The sequence below is a fragment of the Arthrobacter sp. MYb221 genome, assembly GCF_002979835.1.
Classification (GTDB): domain Bacteria; phylum Actinomycetota; class Actinomycetes; order Actinomycetales; family Micrococcaceae; genus Glutamicibacter.
The window spans coordinates 25,584-43,640 of the sequence record NZ_PCPW01000020.1; the positions used below are offsets into that span (position 1 = coordinate 25,584).

17 protein-coding genes are annotated in these 18,057 nt (G+C 64.7%); 8 read left to right on the top strand and 9 right to left on the bottom strand.

What is annotated here, in order from left to right; all coding sequences use genetic code 11:
• Positions 1-9: 9 nt before the first annotated feature.
• The 5 genes from CQ015_RS17610 (at position 10) to CQ015_RS17630 (ending at position 5,320) form a co-directional block, all read left to right on the top strand.
• Positions 10-444 carry a (deoxy)nucleoside triphosphate pyrophosphohydrolase gene (locus CQ015_RS17610; RefSeq protein ID WP_105650752.1) on the top strand — a complete coding sequence of 145 codons (435 nt, stop codon included), beginning with the start codon at positions 10-12 and terminating at the stop codon, positions 442-444.
• Positions 445-520: 76 nt separating this feature from the next.
• Positions 521-1,171 (top strand): LppM family (lipo)protein, encoded by a 651-nt coding sequence (locus tag CQ015_RS17615; protein WP_105650753.1) that lies wholly within the window; start codon positions 521-523, stop codon positions 1,169-1,171.
• Between the two features lie 116 nt (positions 1,172-1,287).
• Complete coding sequence (locus CQ015_RS17620) at positions 1,288-2,367, top strand: phenylalanine--tRNA ligase subunit alpha (protein WP_105569967.1); 1,080 nt, start codon at positions 1,288-1,290, stop codon at positions 2,365-2,367.
• A gap of 3 nt (positions 2,368-2,370) precedes the next feature.
• Positions 2,371-4,911 (top strand): phenylalanine--tRNA ligase subunit beta, encoded by a 2,541-nt coding sequence (pheT, locus tag CQ015_RS17625; protein ID WP_105650754.1) that lies wholly within the window; start codon positions 2,371-2,373, stop codon positions 4,909-4,911.
• A 178-nt stretch (positions 4,912-5,089) separates the two neighbouring features.
• Positions 5,090-5,320 carry a hypothetical protein gene (locus tag CQ015_RS17630; protein WP_105650755.1) on the top strand — a complete coding sequence of 77 codons (231 nt, stop codon included), beginning with the start codon at positions 5,090-5,092 and terminating at the stop codon, positions 5,318-5,320.
• Positions 5,321-5,393: 73 nt separating this feature from the next.
• Here the strand turns inward: CQ015_RS17630 and CQ015_RS17635 are convergent, their stop codons facing one another.
• The gene (locus CQ015_RS17635; RefSeq protein WP_105554663.1) at positions 5,394-5,807 is read right to left on the bottom strand and encodes a hypothetical protein; all 414 of its coding nucleotides are present in this window, start codon (positions 5,805-5,807) and stop codon (positions 5,394-5,396) included.
• A 238-nt stretch (positions 5,808-6,045) separates the two neighbouring features.
• On the opposite strand from CQ015_RS17635, the gene CQ015_RS17640 reads away from it, so the two are divergent.
• Together CQ015_RS17640 and CQ015_RS17645 are read left to right on the top strand one after the other, a co-directional pair.
• Positions 6,046-6,369 (top strand): antibiotic biosynthesis monooxygenase, encoded by a 324-nt coding sequence (locus CQ015_RS17640; protein ID WP_105650756.1) that lies wholly within the window; start codon positions 6,046-6,048, stop codon positions 6,367-6,369.
• A gap of 7 nt (positions 6,370-6,376) precedes the next feature.
• Positions 6,377-6,652 (top strand): hypothetical protein, encoded by a 276-nt coding sequence (locus CQ015_RS17645; protein ID WP_105554661.1) that lies wholly within the window; start codon positions 6,377-6,379, stop codon positions 6,650-6,652.
• 26 nt (positions 6,653-6,678) lie between these two features.
• Here CQ015_RS17645 and CQ015_RS17650 read toward each other — a convergent pair whose 3' ends face one another.
• The 8 genes from CQ015_RS17650 to CQ015_RS17685 form a co-directional block, all read right to left on the bottom strand.
• A complete protein-coding gene (locus CQ015_RS17650; protein ID WP_105650757.1) occupies positions 6,679-7,110 on the bottom strand; it encodes a VOC family protein in 432 nt (143 codons plus the stop codon).
• Positions 7,111-7,210: 100 nt separating this feature from the next.
• On the bottom strand, positions 7,211-8,107 hold the full coding sequence (ppk2, locus tag CQ015_RS17655) for a polyphosphate kinase 2 (protein ID WP_105554659.1): 897 nt from the start codon (positions 8,105-8,107) through the stop codon (positions 7,211-7,213).
• A 318-nt stretch (positions 8,108-8,425) separates the two neighbouring features.
• Entirely contained in the window at positions 8,426-9,190 is a 765-nt protein-coding gene (locus CQ015_RS17660) for an ABC transporter permease (RefSeq protein WP_105650758.1), read from the bottom strand.
• Positions 9,187-9,966, bottom strand: coding sequence for an ABC transporter ATP-binding protein (locus tag CQ015_RS17665; RefSeq protein ID WP_105650759.1), 780 nt, complete (start codon positions 9,964-9,966; stop codon positions 9,187-9,189). The genes CQ015_RS17660 and CQ015_RS17665 overlap by 4 nt, the downstream gene beginning before the upstream one ends.
• Positions 9,963-10,331 (bottom strand): DUF1048 domain-containing protein, encoded by a 369-nt coding sequence (locus tag CQ015_RS17670; RefSeq protein WP_105650760.1) that lies wholly within the window; start codon positions 10,329-10,331, stop codon positions 9,963-9,965. The genes CQ015_RS17665 and CQ015_RS17670 overlap by 4 nt, the downstream gene beginning before the upstream one ends.
• A complete protein-coding gene (locus tag CQ015_RS17675) occupies positions 10,328-10,681 on the bottom strand; it encodes a PadR family transcriptional regulator (RefSeq protein WP_105554656.1) in 354 nt (117 codons plus the stop codon). The genes CQ015_RS17670 and CQ015_RS17675 overlap by 4 nt, the downstream gene beginning before the upstream one ends.
• Before the next feature lie 211 nt (positions 10,682-10,892).
• Positions 10,893-12,197, bottom strand: a complete 1,305-nt coding sequence (locus tag CQ015_RS17680) for a M1 family metallopeptidase (protein ID WP_105650761.1) — start codon at positions 12,195-12,197, stop codon at positions 10,893-10,895.
• A gap of 11 nt (positions 12,198-12,208) precedes the next feature.
• Positions 12,209-16,129: a Pls/PosA family non-ribosomal peptide synthetase gene (locus CQ015_RS17685; RefSeq protein ID WP_105650762.1), complete on the bottom strand. Its 3,921-nt coding sequence runs from the start codon at positions 16,127-16,129 to the stop codon at positions 12,209-12,211.
• A gap of 317 nt (positions 16,130-16,446) precedes the next feature.
• Between CQ015_RS17685 and CQ015_RS17690 the strand changes: the two genes are divergently transcribed.
• Complete coding sequence (locus CQ015_RS17690; protein ID WP_105650763.1) at positions 16,447-17,934, top strand: DUF5129 domain-containing protein; 1,488 nt, start codon at positions 16,447-16,449, stop codon at positions 17,932-17,934.
• Positions 17,935-18,057 lie beyond the last annotated feature (123 nt).

Below are 18,057 nucleotides of genomic sequence, written 5' to 3' on the forward strand. Positions count from 1 at the left end.
AACACCTCCATGAATCTGAAACAAATCGTCGCCGTAGCCATCGTCGATAACTTCGCGTCGCCGACGAAAATGCTGGCTGCCCGGCGCAACCGCCCGGCAGCCTTGGCCGGCCTCTGGGAATTTCCCGGTGGCAAGGTCGAACCGGGGGAGTCTGATATCGAGGCGGTGCATCGAGAGCTGCGCGAGGAGCTCGGCGTGCAGCTCACGCTCGGCGCCGAAGTTACCGGACCGCTGGCGCAGGGCTGGGCGCTGAACGAGCAGGCCGCCATGCGAGTCTGGTTCGCCACCATCAGCTCCGGCACTCCCGACACGCTCGACGGGCACGACCAATTGGCCTGGCTGGCTCTGGATGAGTCGCTGGGTGCCGCGGTGCCGTGGATCAAAGCGGACGCGCCGATCGTCGCCGCCTGCCTGGCTCAAGCCCATGCAGGGCGCACGCTCTAAACCGCGTAAGCTGGAACTAGTGCCCGGTGTCGGCAAAATGTAGATAATCAATCAATAAACTTGAGGAGCAATCCGAGTGAAGAGACTTCTTGGCGTTCTCGCGCTGGTATTTACCGCAATCCTGGCCCTGTCCGGATGCGTCAACATGAACGCTGAAGTCAATGTGACCGGTGCCGATCAGGCCACCGGTGCGCTGCAGGTCACCACTCATCAGGAAAACCTGCAGGGGCAGCCCTTCGAAGAGGTGCTGGCCAGCCAGCTGAACACCGATGAACTGGATCAGATCCTCGGCGAGCAGTGGAGCTACACCACCGTCGACGACGGGGAAAACGTCGGCCTGCGCTTCGAAACCGTCGGCAAGATGAACTTCGTCCAGCTGCAGGATGCCTTCAGCACCTTCGGCTTCCCGATCTCGCTGACCGACAAGGGCGGCGAATTTGAGTTCTCGATGCCCGGTGCCGGAGAAGTCGTGGTCAACGAACAGTTCACCGAGGCAAACCTGGTAGTCAGCTTCCCGGGCAAGGTTGTTTCGCACTCTGCGGGCGAGGTCGAGCACCACTCGGTAGCCTTCGACATGATGGCCGGCGCCGAGGAATACAAGGCCACCGGCAGCGCCAACTACGCGTTGTTCTACTCGATGATCTTCGGCGGCGCCCTGCTGGTGCTCGTGCTGATCATTGCCCTGGCCTTTGCGCCGAAGGGTGCCAAGGACCCGAGCGGCCACTAGGCGAATCGTAAGCATCTTCACGGCCCGGGCCCGTCATCGTTGAAACGTTGGCGGGCCCTAGCAAATAGAATAGGAACCAAGAGTTCCACGAGCGAAGAGAAGGATCGATCGATCCCATGTCTGATCAGACAACCCAAGAGGCAACGGAAACGGACCAAAGCGTCCCGCATCCGACCGATGAAGCAGGCATCAACGCCGCGGTCCAGGCGGCACTAGCAGCCATCGAGACCGCCGGCGACCTGACCGAACTAAAAGACGCACGGCTGGCTCACACCGGGGAGAAGTCCGCGCTGTCGCTGGCCAACCGCCAGATCGGCAAGCTGGACAAAACCGAGAAGGCCGTAGCCGGCAAGCTCGTCGGTGGCGCCCGCGGCCGCGTCAACAAGGCCCTGGCCGCGCGCACCGAAGTGCTCGAAGAAGCCGAAGCCGCCCGCATCCTCGTCGAGGAGACCGTCGATGTCACCGCCGCGCCGCGCCGCCGCCGCGCCGGGGCCCGCCACCCGCTCTCGGTCCTGCAGGACCGCGTCTCGGACATCTTCGTCGGCATGGGCTGGGAAATCGCCGAGGGCCCCGAGGTGGAATCCGAATGGTTCAACTTCGACGCGCTGAACTTCAAGCCGGACCACCCGGCCCGCGAAATGCAGGACACCTTCTTCATCGAGCCGGCAGACGCGCACCTGGTTTTGCGCACCCACACCTCCCCGGTGCAGGTCCGCTCGATGCTGGAGCGCGAGGTGCCGGTCTACGTGCTCTGCCCGGGGCGCACCTTCCGCACCGATGAGCTGGACGCCACCCACACCCCGGTCTTCCACCAGTTCGAGGGGCTGGCCGTGGACAAGGGCCTGACCATGGCCGATCTGCGCGGCACGCTGGAGCACTTCGCCCGCCAGATGTTCGGCGCCGAGGCGCAGATCCGGCTGCGCCCGGCCTACTTCCCGTTCACCGAACCGAGCGCCGAGCTCGATATCTGGCACCCCGGGGCCAAGGGCGGACCGCGCTGGATCGAGTGGGGAGGCTGCGGCATGATCAACCCGAATGTGCTGCGCGCCGCCGGCATCGATCCGGAAGAGTACTCCGGCTTCGCCTTCGGCATGGGCATCGAGCGCACGCTCATGTTCCGCAACGACGTTCCCGACATGCACGACATGATCGAGGGCGACGTCCGTTTCAGCCAGCACTTCGGGATGGAGATCTAGGTTATGCGTATTCCGCTTTCATGGCTGCGCGAGTATGCGCAGGTACCGGCCGACGCCTCGGCCGAAGACATCATGGCAGACCTGGTCAAGGTCGGCCTCGAGGAAGAGGACGTGCACCGTCCCTCCGACACCCTGTCCGGCCCGATCGTCGTCGGCCAGGTGCTCTCCCTGGTCAAGGAGGAGCAGACCAACGGCAAGACCATCAACTGGTGCCAGGTCCGCGTCGTTCCGGAAGGCCAGGAGCAGACCCTGACCGGCGAGGGCATCGAGCCATCCGGGGTGCAGGGCATCATCTGCGGCGCGCACAATTTCGTGGAGGGCGACAAGGTTGTTGTCACCCTGCCCGGTGCGGTGCTGCCCGGGGACTTCAAGATCACCCCGCGCAAAACCTACGGCCACGTCTCGGCCGGCATGATCGCCTCTTCCCGCGAGCTGGGCATCGGCGAGGACCACGATGGCATCATGGTGCTCTCCACCCTGGGCCTGGACCCGGAGCTGGGCACCGACGTCATGGAACTGTTCGGGCTGACCGATCAGGCCGCCGAGATCAACGTGACCCCGGACCGCGGCTACTGCTTCTCGATCCGCGGCGTCGCCCGCGAATACGCGCTGGCCACCGGAACCTCGTTCACCGACCCGGCCACCACGGTGAAGGTCACCGCGGCCGCCGAGGCAGGCCTGCCGGTCACCCTGGCGGACCAGGCCCCGATCTACGGCGTGCCAGGCTGCACCCGCTTCGTGACCCGCGAAGTCACCGGCGTCGATCCGAGCCGCCCGACCCCGCGCTGGATGGCCTCGCGCCTGCAGCTGGCCGGCATGCGTTCGATCTCGCTGATCGTGGACATTTCGAACTACGTGATGCTCGAACTCGGCGCGCCGCTGCACTTCTACGATGCGGACAAGCTCACCGGGCCCATCACCGTGCGCCGGGCAAACCCCGGGGAGAAGCTCACCACCCTGGACGCCAAGGAGCGCGAGCTGCACGTCGAGGACCTGCTGATCACCGATCAGTCCGGTGCCATCGGCATCGCCGGCGTCATGGGCGGGACCACTACCGAGGTATCGGATGGGACCGGCCGCGTGCTGATCGAGGCCGCGCACTTCGATGCGGTCTCCATTGCCCGCTCGCGCCGCCGCCACAAGCTGCCTTCGGAAGCCTCCAAGCGTTTCGAGCGCGGAGTTGACCCGCAGGTGATGCAGATTGCCGCACAGCGCGCGGTGCAGCTGCTGGTCGAACTTGCCGGCGGCACCGAGACCGCGCGGGTCACCGACGCCGGCGAAATCCCGGCGCCCACCGTGATCGAGTTGCCGGCCGGATACGCCGAACGCCTGATCGGCGTGCCGTACACCGACGCGCAGACCATCGAGGCGCTGGAAGGCATCGGCGCGTCCGTCGCGCAGACCGCCGTCGGCTTCTCGGTCACCGCACCGAGCTGGCGCCCGGACCTGGCGATCAAGGAGGACCTGGTCGAAGAGGTCGCCCGCGTGGTTGGCTACGACCAGATCCCCGCGACCCTGCCGGTGGCCCCTCCGGGCCGCGGCCTGACTCGCACGCAGTCCCAGCGCCGCCGCATCCTGCAGGGCCTGGCCGACTTCGGGCTGACCGAAATCCTGTCCTACCCGTTCGTCTCCGCGGCGCAGAACAACGCCTTCGGCGCACCGGTGGCCGGAACCACGGTCGACGCGGTGACCCTGGCCAACCCGATCTCCAAGGAGTTCCGTTTCCTGCGCACCTCGATGCTGCCGGGCCTGCTGGACACCGCACGGCGCAACCTGGGCCGCGGATTCCGCGACCTGGCCCTCTACGAGGGCGGCTTGGTGTTCCTGCCGGGAGAACGGCTGGGCTCATCGGTGCTGCCTCCGTTGGGCGTCAAACCAAGCGATGAGGTACTGGCCGAACTGTTCGGCGGGGTGCCGGAGCAGCCGTGGCATGTGGCCGCGGTCTTCACCGGCCACGAGGCCGCCGCAGGCGCCGGGTTCACCCCGCGCGCCTGGGACTGGGCCGACGCGCTGGATACCGCACGCACGATCGCGGATCTGCTCGGGTCACCGCTGGAGGTTGCCCAGGGCAGCCACCAGGCCTTCCACCCGGGCCGTGTCGCAGCACTGAAGCTCAACGGAGAAGTCATCGGCTACGCCGGTGAACTGCACCCGCAGCTGCTCAAGGACGCCGATCTGCCGGCCCGCACGGTCGCCATGGAGCTGAACGCCACCGCACTGATGGCAGCCGCTCCCGCCGTGGTCGTCGCACAGCACCTGTCCACCCAGCCGCTGGCCACTCAGGATGTCGCGCTGATCGTGGACGAGCACGTTGTCGCCGGCGACGTGTTGCGCACCCTGCGCGAAGGTGCCGGTGCCCTGCTCGAAGACATCGCCCTATTCGATGTCTATCAGGGCAAGGGCATCGAGGACGGCAAGAAGTCGCTGGCCTTCGGGCTGCGTTTCCGTTCCGCGGATCGCACGCTGACCGCCGATGAAGCGTCCGAGGCGCGCGCCGCCGCGGTGGCCCTGGCTACCGAGAAGTTCGGCGCCACCCAGCGTTAGGCACGGCCTATCACGCCCAACGCCCCGAGAGATCCGCAGCCCGCGGAAATCTCGGGGCGTTTGCCGTTGCCGGATGAAAATTTCGTGAACAGGCCGAAGGTTTCTGCCGTTGTCCCGGCCGAATCTGGCGCGAACGGATAGAATTAGCGTTTATGGCAGACTCGGAAGGCGGTATCCCATGGGCTCACGTGTAGCTTCGCGCCTCGGCGCCGTCTTGCTGATCCTGGTGCTCGGTGCCGCGGCGGTTGCCGTTGCGGTGTTCCTGGCGATGGGGGCGGTCACCATGATCCAACGCGGCGCCGGAGTGCACCTGGATGATCCACCCACACCCACGATGGAGTGGGAAGAGGAATCCGACGAACCCTTGGGGCCGCGTGCCACGCTTCCCGAAGACGAGCTGGGCTCCTAAACCTTCGAAAGCTGCGCCTGCCGAACCTGCCAGCCCTTTCAACGGGACAAACCCGCGCCCTCGAACCGGTGGATTATCCGCCGGCCCCGGCTTGAATGGCCAGGATTCCCGCGGCGAGCAGGCCCGCAATGAGCGAAGCGGCCCCGACCGCGATCAGCCAAGCTAGCTTGCTGGGCTTTTGCGGGTCCTTGCCGATAACACTGAGGAAGAATCCCGCCGGCATCAAAATCGCGGCAACTGGTACGCCGAGCCGAGCCACAGAGCCGAAAAAGTTCTCCGTGGCGAAATGATCGGTATAGGGAAGCAGCGCCAGAGAAAGCACGAGCAGCACGCCGGCATGCGCGTGCCCGGCACGAAACCAGGACTTCTGCAGCTCATTGGCGTACAGCGCACCGGTGGTGATCCTGAGCAGCAGCTGACCTCCGGTGGTCACCGCGATCAGCGACAGCAAAAGAATTCCGGCGAGCACAAGGGTCTCTGGTTCCATCAGGATGCCTTCCTTCGTATTGTTGGACGCGGCATGGGACCTACGCCTCCCAGCATAGGCAGAGCCGCCGCATCTGGATAGGGCAGCGGAGCCAGCCAAGATCCCGCGCCGCATCTTCCGCGCGTGAGCTCGTAAAACGGGGCCCACGAAGCGAGCGGTGGGCCGCTTAGCCCTCGCGACGGCGGGCCGCGGCGCGTCACATAGGATCCGCTAAACCGTGAATTGCTAGGCTCAGAGAATGATCCTGGAACACGCGATACTTCCTGTCCGACAAGGGCAGGAAGCAGAATTTGAGGCCGCCTTCGCCGAGGCGCGAAAGCTGATCGAATGCCAACCGGGGTTCGCGAACTTGGAGCTATCGCGTTCGATCGAATCCCCGGGAGACTATCTGCTGCTGGTGCGCTGGGTGTCGGTTGCGGCCCACACCGAGGGCTTTCGCCGTTCGCCGGAATACCAGCGGTGGAAGCAGGCGCTGCATCACTTCTACGAGCCGTTCCCCGTCGTTGAGCATTTCACCATGGTCGTCGCCAGCGGATTCGACGCGTCCGGCCATGCGGAATGATGGCACCATGAGTCTTGAGCTGCCCGTTGCGGTGCGCGCCTCGGCATTGTCCGGGATCCGCCGGTTCACCAAGCGCCGCTTCCGCTATTTCAACTACGCGCTGCGCTACCGAGACGGACGCGAGGTATCCGATCTGGGATCGATCGAATTCGGCAAGCTGCTGCAGGGGCACCGCTACCCGGCGGACACGCATTGCGTGCGCAACGGGGCCGAGCGGCACTGCCCCGAGCGCGGCGATGGGGTGTGGGTGGATTATCCGTACGGGAATCCGCTGCCCTCATAAAGCATGCCGTCGCGCTCCGGAGGGGCCTAGCCTTCGGGGTCGTAGCCGATCAGCCAGTGCAGTCCGAAGCGGTCCACCACCTGCCCGTCGGTGGCGCCCCACGGCTTAGCCGCGAGCGGATCGATCACCAAACCATCCTGCGCGAGCTGGTCGAACCAGCCGTGCAAAACCTCCGGGGGCGCGGTTCCCAGCAACGAAAGCATCAGCCCCTGCATGGCCACGGACTTTTCCCCTTCGGCGGCGTCCGCCCCGAAGAGGGTGACAACGCCATCGAGCATTCCGTGGGCGATCGCCTCGCCGGCGCCATCGGTGCGGGAAAATTCTGCGTAGCTGAACAGTGCAAGCTCCCCGCCGAAGATCTGCGCGTAGCGGCCCAAGGCTTCCCGGGCGGTCCCGGGGAAGAGCACATAGGGAGCGGGCGCGGCGGCTCGCCGCTCGGTTTCCGCGGATTCGGCCATGATCGTTCCTTCGCGCTGGGCATCCCGCCGTCAACTGGCGGCGGTGTTTGTCGGTTGCCTCAGCGTAGTGCCGGCTGCGGCCGAGGTACAAGGACCGGCGCTAGAACTCCTCGCCGTGGTTGATGACCCGCGCGGCGCGGCCGACGATCTTCGGGTCCGGGGTGCCTACCAGATCGTGGTCCTTGCCCTTGTATTCGAAGAGGTTCAGCACATGGCGCATCGCCTGCAACCGGGCGCGTTTCTTGTCGTTGGACTTCACCACCGTCCACGGGGCGTGCTCGGTATCGGTCTTCAAGAACATCTGCTTCTTCGCGGCCGTGTAGTCATCCCACTTGTCCAGCGAGGCCAGGTCCATGGGGGAGAGCTTCCACTGGCGCACCGGGTCGATCCGGCGAATCGTGAAGCGGGTCAGCTGTTCGCCGGCGGAGACGGAGAACCAGAATTTCACCAGGTCGATGCCCTCCTCGACGAGCAGCCGTTCGAAGTGCGGGGTCTGCTCCAGGAAATGCTCCACCTGGTTTTGCGTGGAGAACCCCATCACGCGTTCCACCCCGGCGCGGTTGTACCAGGACCTGTCGAAGAGCACGATCTCCCCGGCGGTCGGGAAATGCTCGATGTAGCGCTGGTAGTACCACTGGCTGGATTCGCGCTCCGTCGGCTTTTCGAGCGCGACTACACGAGCGCCGCGGGGGTTCAGGTGCTCGGCGAACCGCTTGATCGTGCCGCCCTTGCCAGCGGCATCGCGGCCCTCGAAGACGATCATCAGACGTCGACCATGCACCTTGAGCCACTTTTGCAGCTTCAGCAGTTCGATCTGCAACGCTCGCTTCTCCGCGTCGTAGGTGACACGGTCCATCTTGGCCTCGTACGGGTAGTCCTCCCGCCAAGTGTCCACGATGCTCCCGTCGGCGCGAACTAAGACCGGGTCGTCGTCGTCATTGTCTAGAACCGAATATCCGCGGAAAGCCTCTTCGAGGAGGGGGAGTTCAACCGTCATAACCCCAGCCTAATTTTTCCCGGTTAACACAAGATGAACAATTGGGAAACCAGGGCTTGAAAAGGGTAGATGTGATTAATGCGGTTTGCTGGACAGAAGCGAAAATTGAACTCGCAGGGCGCGGGCTTCGCCTCGTGGCGTCGAAGGGGAATGCGGGGAACGGTCGGCGTTCGCCGGTTAACGATCCGGTTGAAATTTCATTGGTGCAGCGGTGGCCTGCTATGCGCAGCGAATCCGCTCAATCATTGTGGGCGATCCGCCGAGCCGAGTCGGGTAAGGGTATGCGCATGCCTCGGCTCGGCTGCAGTCATCTCGCGGCTAGCTGATTTTACGGCGATAGATCAGATTCGCCAGCGAGTACGCGATCACTAGGATTCCCAGCAGCCAGGCCAGCGCCACCCATATTTCTTGTCCAACCGGCTGTCCGGAAAATAAGGCCCGAAGCGTGTCAACGATGGAGGTCACCGGCTGGTGTTCGGCGAACCAGGCCACCGGAGAGGGCATCGAGGCGGTAGGCACAAAAGCGGAACTGATGAATGGGGCGAAGATCAACGGGTAGCTGAATGCGCTGGCCCCATCTACGGTCTTCGCGCTCAGCCCGGCGATGACCGCGAGCCAAGTCAACGCCAAGACGAAGAGCACCAGAATCCCGACTATCGCCAACCAGCCCCCGATCGAGGCTTGGGCGCGGAAGCCCATCAGCAGTCCCACCCCGATGACGATGGCGATCGATACCAGGTTTGCGAGCAGCGAGGTGAATACATGCGCCCACAACACGCTGGATCGGGAGATCGGCATGGACTGGAAGCGTTCAAAGATGCCCCCTTGCAAGTCCAGGAACAGCCGGTAGGCGGTATACGCAATGCCCGAGGCAATGGTGATCAGCAGGATCCCGGGTAATAGGTAGTTGATGTAGGAGCCATCGGTGCCGGTATTGATTGCACCTCCGAGCACATAAACGAACAACAGCATCATGGCGATCGGGGTGATCGCGGTGGTGATGATCGTGTCGGGACTGCGCAGGATATGACGCAGCGAGCGTCCGGTGAGTACGCCGGTGTCGTGTAGCGCGTGGGTGCTCATGGCTGCTCCTGATCGGGGGCGCCGACCAAGGCGAGGAACACGTCCTCCAAGGAGGGCTGCTTCTTCACATATTCTACGTGGGCTGGCGGCAGCAAGTCCTTGAGTTGGTCGAGGGTCCCGTTTTGAATGATGGTTCCCCGGTGCAAGATCGCGATACGATCCGCCAGCTGTTCGGCCTCGTCGAGGTACTGCGTGGTCAGCAGCACGGTGGTGCCGTCCGCGGCGAGCCGGCGTACGGTATCCCAGACCTCCAAGCGTGCCTGCGGATCCAAGCCGGTGGTTGGCTCGTCCAAGAAAATGATGCGAGGATTCCCGATCAGGCTCATCGCAATGTCTAGCCGGCGGCTCATTCCTCCGGAATAGGTCGCGGCCTTCCGGTCGCCAGCGTCGCTAAGCGCAAATCGTTCCAGCAACTCCTCGGCATGCTGACTCGCGTTTTTCAGGTGACGCAGCTGCGCCATCAAGACTAGATTTTCGCGGCCGCTGAGCACCGGATCGATGGCGGTGAATTGACCGGTCAGGCTGATCGTTTCGCGGACCCGGTGCGCCTGGGTGGCGGTATCAAAACCGGCGACGAGCGCACTGCCTGCATCTGCGGCCAGCAGCGTGGAAAGTATCCGCACGAGTGTGGTTTTCCCGGCGCCATTCGAGCCGAGCAGCGCCAGGATCTCTCCGGGGCTTACCTCCAGGTCAACCCCGCGGAGCACCTGGAGGTCCTTATACGACTTTTTCAGCCCGCGGACGCTGATTGCGGTGGGTGCACTCTCGGTGTTCATGATTCTTCGCTTCGTTTCGCGTCCTGAACTGCCTTGATCAGCCGGGCGCGTTCCTTGTCGATCCATTGTTTTCCTCCGTAGGACAGGGTGAAGTTTTCAGCGAATTCCACTGGGTCCTCGCCAACAACTTCACGGAGCGGCAGCCGGTCGATGGAGGCTCGCTCCCACAGGTCAGCGTGGTCGATGAACATCTGCACCAGGGTGTCCCCATCGGTGATGCCGCCGAAATACATGAAGTAGCGATTCAACGCCGTAGCCGTGGCGCGGTAGGGCTCGGGCAGCGCGTCCAAGCGGGCCTTGGCTTCCTTGTACTGCTTTTTCTGCTGCAGCTGGCCGGTGAGGATTTCGTACCATTTGGTGCTCATGAGGATTTTCCCTCTGGGTGGTTGGTGTAATTTTTGTGCAATGCTTCGATGCGCTCGGAGAGGAAGAACCAGCTCTTCCAGAACTCTTCGAGGTAATCGCGGCCCATCGCGTTCAAGGTATAGACCTTGCGCGGTGGCCCTTTTTCCGAGGGCACCTTTTCCACGTCGACCTGACCGCGTTTCTCCAAGCGGATCAGCAGGGCGTAGACGGTTCCTTCGACGATGTCGCTGAGCCCTTTGCCGCGCAGCCGTGCGGTGATTTCGTATCCGTAGGCTGGAGATTCATCTAAGATCGCCAGGACGATCCCCTCCAGGGTGCCCTTGAGCATTTCGGTCATCTGCTTTGCCATAGAGGCCCTCCAAGCGCTATCTAGTGATAATGACTACCAGTAGATAGTATCGCAGACTACTGGTAGTTAGCAATACCGAGTAGCGAAGTTTTTGGCATTCAGAATCCGACGATGCAAACGGGCAGGACCATGGAGCAGTGCGCAACTGCGCTTAAAGAAACGAACCGCCGAGCAGACTCGACGGTTCGTAGGTGGTGCTCTATGCGGCGTGCTAGCGTGGGAAAACCGGCAGCTTCTGGTCGTACAGCCACGGCCGCAGCAGGGCGGCGACATCCAGTGCGTCGGGGGCGAAACCCTGGGCGTGCGCGATGAACGCCTCGGTGTCTACGTGCCCGTGGCTTCGGGCGGCCACCCACTCCTTGAGCATCGTGTAGAAGGTTTCGGTGCCAAGCCCTCCGAGCAGCGCGAACAGCGCCATCGCGCCACGCTTGTACACGCGGTCATCGAACATGTCCTTGGCCCCCGGATCCCCGATGGCCAAATCCTGGTCCTGCCCGTCGAGCAGTTCCCAGGCCAGCCGGGCGCGTTCGGCCATGGGCATGACCCCGGCGGCTTCGGAATGCAGCCACTCGCTGAAGCAGGCGAAGCCCTCGTGCAGCCAGATGTCCTTCCAACGCTTCAAGGTCAGCGAGTTGCCCCACCACTGGTGGGAGAATTCGTGGGCGATCAGGCGCTGCGCCTCCCAGTCCATGGACAGGTGGTTCAGCCCGAAAATGCTCAGCCCCTGGGCCTCGAGCGGGATCTCCAGCTCGTCGTTGACCACCACGATCTTGTAGCTCTCGAAGGGGTACGGGCCGAAGTGCCGTTCGAAGACCTCTGCCATTTCGGTCTGTTTGCCGAAGGCCTCGCGGACCTTCAGATCCATGCCGGGCACCGCATAGGCCACCAGATGCCGATCCTCGTCGAAGGGGATCTCCGAATAGCGGCCGATCTGCAAGGTAGCCAGGTAGCTGGCCATCGGTTCGCGCTGCTCGTAGACCCAGGTGTCGCGGCTGGCGGCGCGTGAATGGTTGATCAGTTCGCCGTTGGCCACCGCCCGGTAGCCGGCGTCGGTGGCGATGGAGAAGCGGTAGGTGGATTTGTGGCTCGGGTGGTCGTTGCAGGGGAACCAGGTCGCCGCGCCGGTCGGTTGACCGGAAACGAGCACCCCATCGGTCAGCTCTTCCCAGCCGACCTCGCCCCAGATGCCGTTTTGCACCCCGGGGTTGCCTGCATAGCGCAGGGTCAGCTCGGTGCGCTCGCCGGCGGCCAAGCGGCTCGGCAGCTGCACCTCGATGCGGTGGTTGCGCTTGGAGACCTGGGCCTTTTTGCCTTGGCAGGTGGCCTTCAGTACGCGCAGCCCGTGCAGGTTCAATTGCACGGTGTCCAGGTCCTGGAGCGCGCGCAGGTGCAGTACCGCCTTGCCTTCGAGCAGGTTGCTGGCGAGCTTGCAAGTCAGTTCCAGGTCGTAGCGGTCCACGGTGTACGCGGCCGAACCGTGGTGCTTGGTGTATTCATCCAAGATCTTCTGGGGCATCCGGCGCGGTCCTATGCTGTCTGTGATTCGTCGGGTGTGATGTTCCAGCGTACCGCCGGATTGCCGCGCCAGTAGGTATTTGCTGGCAGCACCTCGCCGCGCAGCACCAGCGAAGCCGGTCCGGTGGCGGTGCCATCGGAGATCTTCGCAGCCGGCAGGATGACGCTGTGCGGGCCGAGCGTAGCCCCGGACCCGAGGGTGACCGTGTCAATGGACATGATGCGGTCGTGGAAGAGGTGGGTCTGCAATACGCTGCCGCGGTTCACCGTCGCGTGATCTTCCAAGGTGACCAGGTCTGCCTCGGGGAACCAGTAGCTTTCACACCACACCCCGTGCCCGATCTTTGCGCCCTGCGCACGCAGGAACCAGACCAGGGCCGGCGTGCCGGAGGCCAACCGCGCAAACCACTGGGCGCAGACCAGCTCCACAAAGGAGTCGACCATCTCGGTGCGCCAGATGAACGAGCTCCACAGCGTGTGCTCGCCCGGGCGGATCACCCCGACCACCAGCCATTTGGCAGCCAACGCGCTGGCTGCGGCGAGAGCTCCGGCCAAGACCAGTACCGCGCCGGAGAGCAGCGCGGCGGACAGCGGGTTCACGTGGGTCACCAGCGCGGACAGCGCCCAGAGCACTCCGGCGGCGATGCCTACCGTGGTGAAGACCGCCAGGCAACGCGACAGCTCCCAGGCCGCACGCATGATCTTGAGCTTCATCGGCGGCTGGTAGGTACGCTCGGATTCGGCATCCACCGTGGTGCGCCGCAGCTTATGCGGGGGAGAGCCGATCCAGGAAGTTCCGGCCTTCATCTTGCGGGGGGTCGCCGAAAGCACCGCAATCAGCGAGCGCTTAGGCACTCGGCGACCGGCATGCAGGATGCCGGAGTTGCCGAGGAACGCTTTTTTGCCCACGCGCACCGGGGCGATATGCATCCAGCCGCCGCCCAATTCGTAGGAGGCGACCATGGTGTCATCGGCCAAAAAAGCGCCCGAGGCGATGGTGGTCATCTTCGGGATCAGCAACACCGTGGAGATTTCCACGTCACGGCCGACCTTGGCGCCGAGCAGCCGCAGCCACACCGGGGTGAACAATGAAGCGTAGAGCGGGAAGAGCACATCGCGGGCGGTATCCAGCACGCGTTCGGTCGCCCACGCCTGCCAGCCGACCCGGGAGGTCACCGGATGCCAGCCTTCGACCAGGCCGATGGACAGCAACCGCACCTCGATGACGATCAGCGCCATCATGGACAGGAACCATACCAGCGCGGCAAGCAGCACCGCCGGGATGATTTTCCAGCCGATCGAGGTCAGCGATTCCTCGGCACGCAGCATCGGAGTGACCGCCAACACGGCCAAAACCACCGGCAACCACTGCAAGAGGTTCAGCAATATCGAGCCGACCGCGCCCAGCGCGCGCGGAAGGACCCGGTATGACAGAATTTCTTCGGGCCAGCGTGGTTTGGCGCGTCCCTCGCGAGCGGCCGGGGATCCGGCATAACGCGAGTTCTCGCGGGTTTCGCCGTAGATGGCGGATCCGGCTTCCACGATGGTGTGTGGTCCAACCACGGCTCCGGGAACCAAGGTGGAGCGGGCGCCGACGGAGGCGAAGTCGCCGACGCTCACATGGCCCACGTGCACCTTGTCGCCGTCGATCCAGTAGCCGGAGACGTCGACCTCGGGTTCCAAGGTGGCCCCCGGTCCGACGGTGAGCATTCCGGTCACCGGAGGAAGCGTGTGCATGGTGGCGGTTCTGTCGATATTTGCGCCCAGCATGCGCGCGTACCAAGGCAGCAGCGGCGCGCTGGCCAGGGAAATCGGATCGACCACGTCGGCAATGTGCTGCGCCAGCCACAAGCGCAGGTGCATCGAGCCCGAACGCTGGTAGGTTCCCGGTTTCAGCCCGCGCAGCAAGAGCTTGCTGGCCAGGATCGAGAGCCCCATGCGCCCGGCCGGGGTCACGAAGATCAGCCAGGAAGCGAGAATCGAATACCACGGAATCGGCAGCTGCGCTTCGAGGATTCCCACGCTGAGCAGGAACCAGTGACCGAGCATCAGGTAGGTGAACCAACGCAGGCCGGAAAGGATGAACAGCGGCACCGCGAGCAGAGTCTGGGCGATCTGCGTGATGCGCTTGGTGCGCTTGACGATGCGAGGCTCGATGACCTCGTCGTTGACCTGCTGTCCGCCGAGGTATTCCACCAGCGCGCCAAAGCGCGGGTAGTCGTAGAGCTCGGCGACCGTCAGGTCCGGGTAGCGGGCGCGCAAAGCGGAGACCAGTTGGGCCGCGGAGAGCGAGCCGCCGCCGGAGCCGAAGAAGTCGGAGTCGGCGCTGGAGGCCGCGATGCCCAGCGCGCCCTTCCAGGCCCGGGCCACGAAGTCGCCGGTCTCATCGAGCCCGGCCAGCTCCTCGCCGGACTGCTCGGATTCGGCCCCGGCCAGCGGCCACGGCAGCGCGTTGCGGTCCACCTTGCCGCTGGTTTTCATCGGCATGCTGTCCACCACGGTGAGCAGCGGCACCATCGCCGCGGGCAGATCCTTGAGCAGTTCGGTGCGCGCGGCATCCAGGTCATAGCCCGCGTCGGCGGCCAGATAGCCGACAAGCAGCTTGTTTCCGGTACCGGTTTCGCGCACCGCCACCGCGGCGCTGGACACGCCGTCGAGCGAGCTCAGCGCCGCGTCGATTTCACCGAGTTCGATGCGCCGGCCGCCGATCTTCACCTGGTCGTCTACGCGGCCGATGAAGATCAGCCCCAGCCGGTCATTGACCACCACGTCGCCCGAGCGGTAGGCGCGGTCCCAGCCCAGGGTGGGCATGGGCGCGTACTTCTCGGCGTCCTTTTCCGGGTCCAGATAGCGGGCCAGGCCCACCCCGCCGATGATCAGCTCACCGGTTTCGCCTTCGGCGACGGGAATTCCCTCTCCGTCGACTACCGCCAGGTCCCAGCCGGCCAGCGGCAGGCCGATGCGCACCGGGAGGCTGCCGTCCATGGTGGCGCCGCAGGCCACCACAGTGGCCTCGGTCGGGCCATAGGTGTTCCACACCTCGCGGCCCGCGGTGGCCAGGCGTCCGGCAAGCTCCGGCGGGCAGGCCTCGCCGCCGAAGATCAGCAGGCGCACGGACTCCAGCGCCTGCGACGGCCAGAGGGCGGCGAGCGTGGGCACCGTGGAGACCGCGGTAATGGAGCGGGAGATCAGCCAGGGGCCCAGATCCATGCCGCTGCGCACCAGCGCCCGCGGGGCGGGAACCAGGCAGGAGCCGTTGCGCCAGGCGATCCACATCTCCTCGCAGGACGCATCGAAGGCCACCGACAGTCCGGCCAGCACGCGGTCCGAGGTGTTCAGCGGGTCTTCGGGCAGGAACATGAGTGCTTCGGCATCCACAAAGGCGGCGGCCGAACGGTGGGAGACCGCCACGCCCTTGGGCTTGCCGGTGGAGCCGGAGGTGAAGATGATCCACGCGTCGTCGTCCAGCTGCGGCGCGCGCGGGTTCGGGAAGGGGGTGGGGCGATCGGCGGAAACCACGATCTCCTCCAGGCCCTTCACGATGCCGGCGACCTCGGCCTCGGTGAAGACCACCTTCGCCCGCTCGCCCGGATCGTCCGCGTCAACCGGTACATAGGCGGCACCGACCCAGAGGATCGCGAGGATCCATTCATAAAGCTGGCGGGTTCCCGAGGGGACGCGCACGCCGATTCGGTCGCCGGCGCCAAGCCCGTGTTCATGCAGGGCGCGGGCCTTGGCCTTAACCTCCTCGATCAGCTCCGCGTAGCTTTCGCTGCGTTCGCCGTCGTCAATGGCCGGCGCGTCGGGATGCGCCGTGGCGGTGGCCTGCAGAATGTCGATGAGGGTGCGCTCGGCAGGAGCTAGCGCACCGGAAGGGAACTGGGGCGAGTGGAGCCCAGGCTCCTCGGTCTTTGAACTATTTACGGAGTCCATACTTTGCGGATCCGTCCCTTCACTAAAGTGTCATGCACAAGTGGTTCGAGCGCTCAGGGGGAGTGAACTCTCGGAAAAGGGGGTACGGATCCTGGAGGGGATCGGACGTTGCGGCGTCCAGAACCCATTAAATACCCTCGGACCGCCTACCGGGAAGTTGAAGGGTCAATTGGTCGTTGGAATCACATCACTGCTCCTCCTGGCAGCGTGCCGCGGCGCCCCGCGGGCTGCGAAGCTACCCCGTTCCAGCCGTTAGGATGGAGCTATTGGCCTAACGTTCGGAATAATTCGCATCATCTGCCTGAGAGGAATTCTCCATGCGCCAGCTCAATTCTCCACGCCGTGCACTGGCCGCGGCGGCCGCCGCCACGCTGCTGTTCCTCGCCGTGCCGCCCGCGGCGCAGGCAGAGGGAATAAACCTGGATTCGATCACCATCGATGACACCGCCAACGTGCTCAACGAGCAGAAGCTGCGCGACGCGGTGGGCGAGATCGACTTCAACGAGCCCACCAAGGTCGCCGTGTATTCGCGCGAGGGCCAGTATGCGGATGACATCAACAGCCAGACGCTAGGCCACGCCCGCAGCGCGCACCCCGAATGGATCTCGGCGGACCCCGAGGACTACGGCGACTACTGGGCCAACGGCTACTTCATCATCACGCTGTCCGTGGAGGGCCCTGGAGATGGCCAGATCGGGACCTACTTCGGCGAGGACCGCAAGGTGTCCGACTCCCAGATACGCTCGATCCATGAGGCGGGCTCCGAGGATTTTAACCAGGCCCGCTGGACCGACGGAGTTGTCGCCGTCGCCGCGCGCGGCGCGAACATCATCAACCGCCCCTGGTATCGGCATCCGGCGCTCGGCTGGACCGTGGGGCTGGGGAGCCTGGGCGCCATCGGAGGTACCGGCATAGCGCTCGCGGTGCGTTCGGGGCGGCGAAAGAGCTTCGCCGAGCAGCTGGAATCGGGCAGCGCGCACCTGACCAATGTGACCATGGATTTGGACGCCACCGAACTATCCGCGCGCACCTTGCCTGGCGACTCGCACCACGCCGCGGAACTCGAACGCCGCTTCGCCGACTTTGCCGCCACCTACCGCGCTTGCTTCACCACGCAGCAAGAGCTGGCGCAGGCGAGCAAGAAGCTGCGTTCAAGCAGCCCCGGGGTGGCTCGCGCCAAGGAATTCCACGCCAACGCCCAGGCCCTGGACCTCACCGACGATGCGATCAACGACGCCGCGGCCCTCTACACCCGCGGTGCCGCGTGGGAAGATGCCTGGCGCCGCCAAACCGCACCCTTGCTCGAAGATCTGACCGAGCTGCCCGCGCTGATCGAAGATGCGCCGGAAGAACTGCAGGCACAAGCCGCCGCATTGGATTCCTACTCCGCCACCGCAAAACGCGCCGTGGCAGATCTGGGCAACGAGCTGAAGGCCGAAAAGCTCGATGTGGATACCGCCCTTGATAAGTTGTCCGAACTGCGCAGCCAGCTCACCGAACGACTCGATGCCTACGCTAGCGCGCAGGTCGAGGTCTATGCGTCGAGCGCCGAAGAGAAGCAGGAGATGCACGAAGCGCTGCGCCACTCCCGCTACGACAGCACCGGTGCGAGCCGTTCGGGATCCATTCTCGATGTGATCTACCCGGCTTCGATGTTCTGGCGGGTGAACTCCTACAACGCCGGGTACGCCACCGGGGTCAACGCGGTGGACACCTCCCGGGAGGCCGCCAGCTCCTCGGGCGTCTCCCACGGCTATTCCGGTGGCGGCAGCTTCTCCGGCGCCGGGGGATCCTCGCGATTCTAGATTCTGGGTTCCCGGGGATCTGGGCTGGCCCGGCTCGCTGCGGGCCCTCGGAAGATCGGTGGTTTTCCGCCGGCTGCATGGTCTGCGGAATCTTGGCGAAGAGGGTGCTTCACCGTGGCTCGT

Bases quoted from the DNA above. Each gene is read 5' to 3' on its own strand.
- CQ015_RS17610 (WP_105650752.1), top strand. From the start codon at position 10: ATGAATCTGAAACAAATCGTCGCCGTAGCCATCGTCGATAACTTCGCG.
- CQ015_RS17620 (WP_105569967.1), top strand. From the start codon at position 1,288: ATGTCTGATCAGACAACCCAAGAGGCAACGGAAACGGACCAAAGCGTC.
- pheT (WP_105650754.1), top strand. From the start codon at position 2,371: ATGCGTATTCCGCTTTCATGGCTGCGCGAGTATGCGCAGGTACCGGCC.
- CQ015_RS17630 (WP_105650755.1), top strand. From the start codon at position 5,090: ATGGGCTCACGTGTAGCTTCGCGCCTCGGCGCCGTCTTGCTGATCCTG.
- CQ015_RS17635 (WP_105554663.1), bottom strand. From the start codon at position 5,807: ATGGAACCAGAGACCCTTGTGCTCGCCGGAATTCTTTTGCTGTCGCTG.
- CQ015_RS17640 (WP_105650756.1), top strand. From the start codon at position 6,046: ATGATCCTGGAACACGCGATACTTCCTGTCCGACAAGGGCAGGAAGCA.
- CQ015_RS17645 (WP_105554661.1), top strand. From the start codon at position 6,377: ATGAGTCTTGAGCTGCCCGTTGCGGTGCGCGCCTCGGCATTGTCCGGG.
- CQ015_RS17650 (WP_105650757.1), bottom strand. From the start codon at position 7,110: ATGGCCGAATCCGCGGAAACCGAGCGGCGAGCCGCCGCGCCCGCTCCC.
- ppk2 (WP_105554659.1), bottom strand. From the start codon at position 8,107: ATGACGGTTGAACTCCCCCTCCTCGAAGAGGCTTTCCGCGGATATTCG.
- CQ015_RS17660 (WP_105650758.1), bottom strand. From the start codon at position 9,190: ATGAGCACCCACGCGCTACACGACACCGGCGTACTCACCGGACGCTCG.
- CQ015_RS17665 (WP_105650759.1), bottom strand. From the start codon at position 9,966: ATGAACACCGAGAGTGCACCCACCGCAATCAGCGTCCGCGGGCTGAAA.
- CQ015_RS17670 (WP_105650760.1), bottom strand. From the start codon at position 10,331: ATGAGCACCAAATGGTACGAAATCCTCACCGGCCAGCTGCAGCAGAAA.
- CQ015_RS17675 (WP_105554656.1), bottom strand. From the start codon at position 10,681: ATGGCAAAGCAGATGACCGAAATGCTCAAGGGCACCCTGGAGGGGATC.
- CQ015_RS17680 (WP_105650761.1), bottom strand. From the start codon at position 12,197: ATGCCCCAGAAGATCTTGGATGAATACACCAAGCACCACGGTTCGGCC.
- CQ015_RS17685 (WP_105650762.1), bottom strand. From the start codon at position 16,129: ATGGACTCCGTAAATAGTTCAAAGACCGAGGAGCCTGGGCTCCACTCG.
- CQ015_RS17690 (WP_105650763.1), top strand. From the start codon at position 16,447: ATGCGCCAGCTCAATTCTCCACGCCGTGCACTGGCCGCGGCGGCCGCC.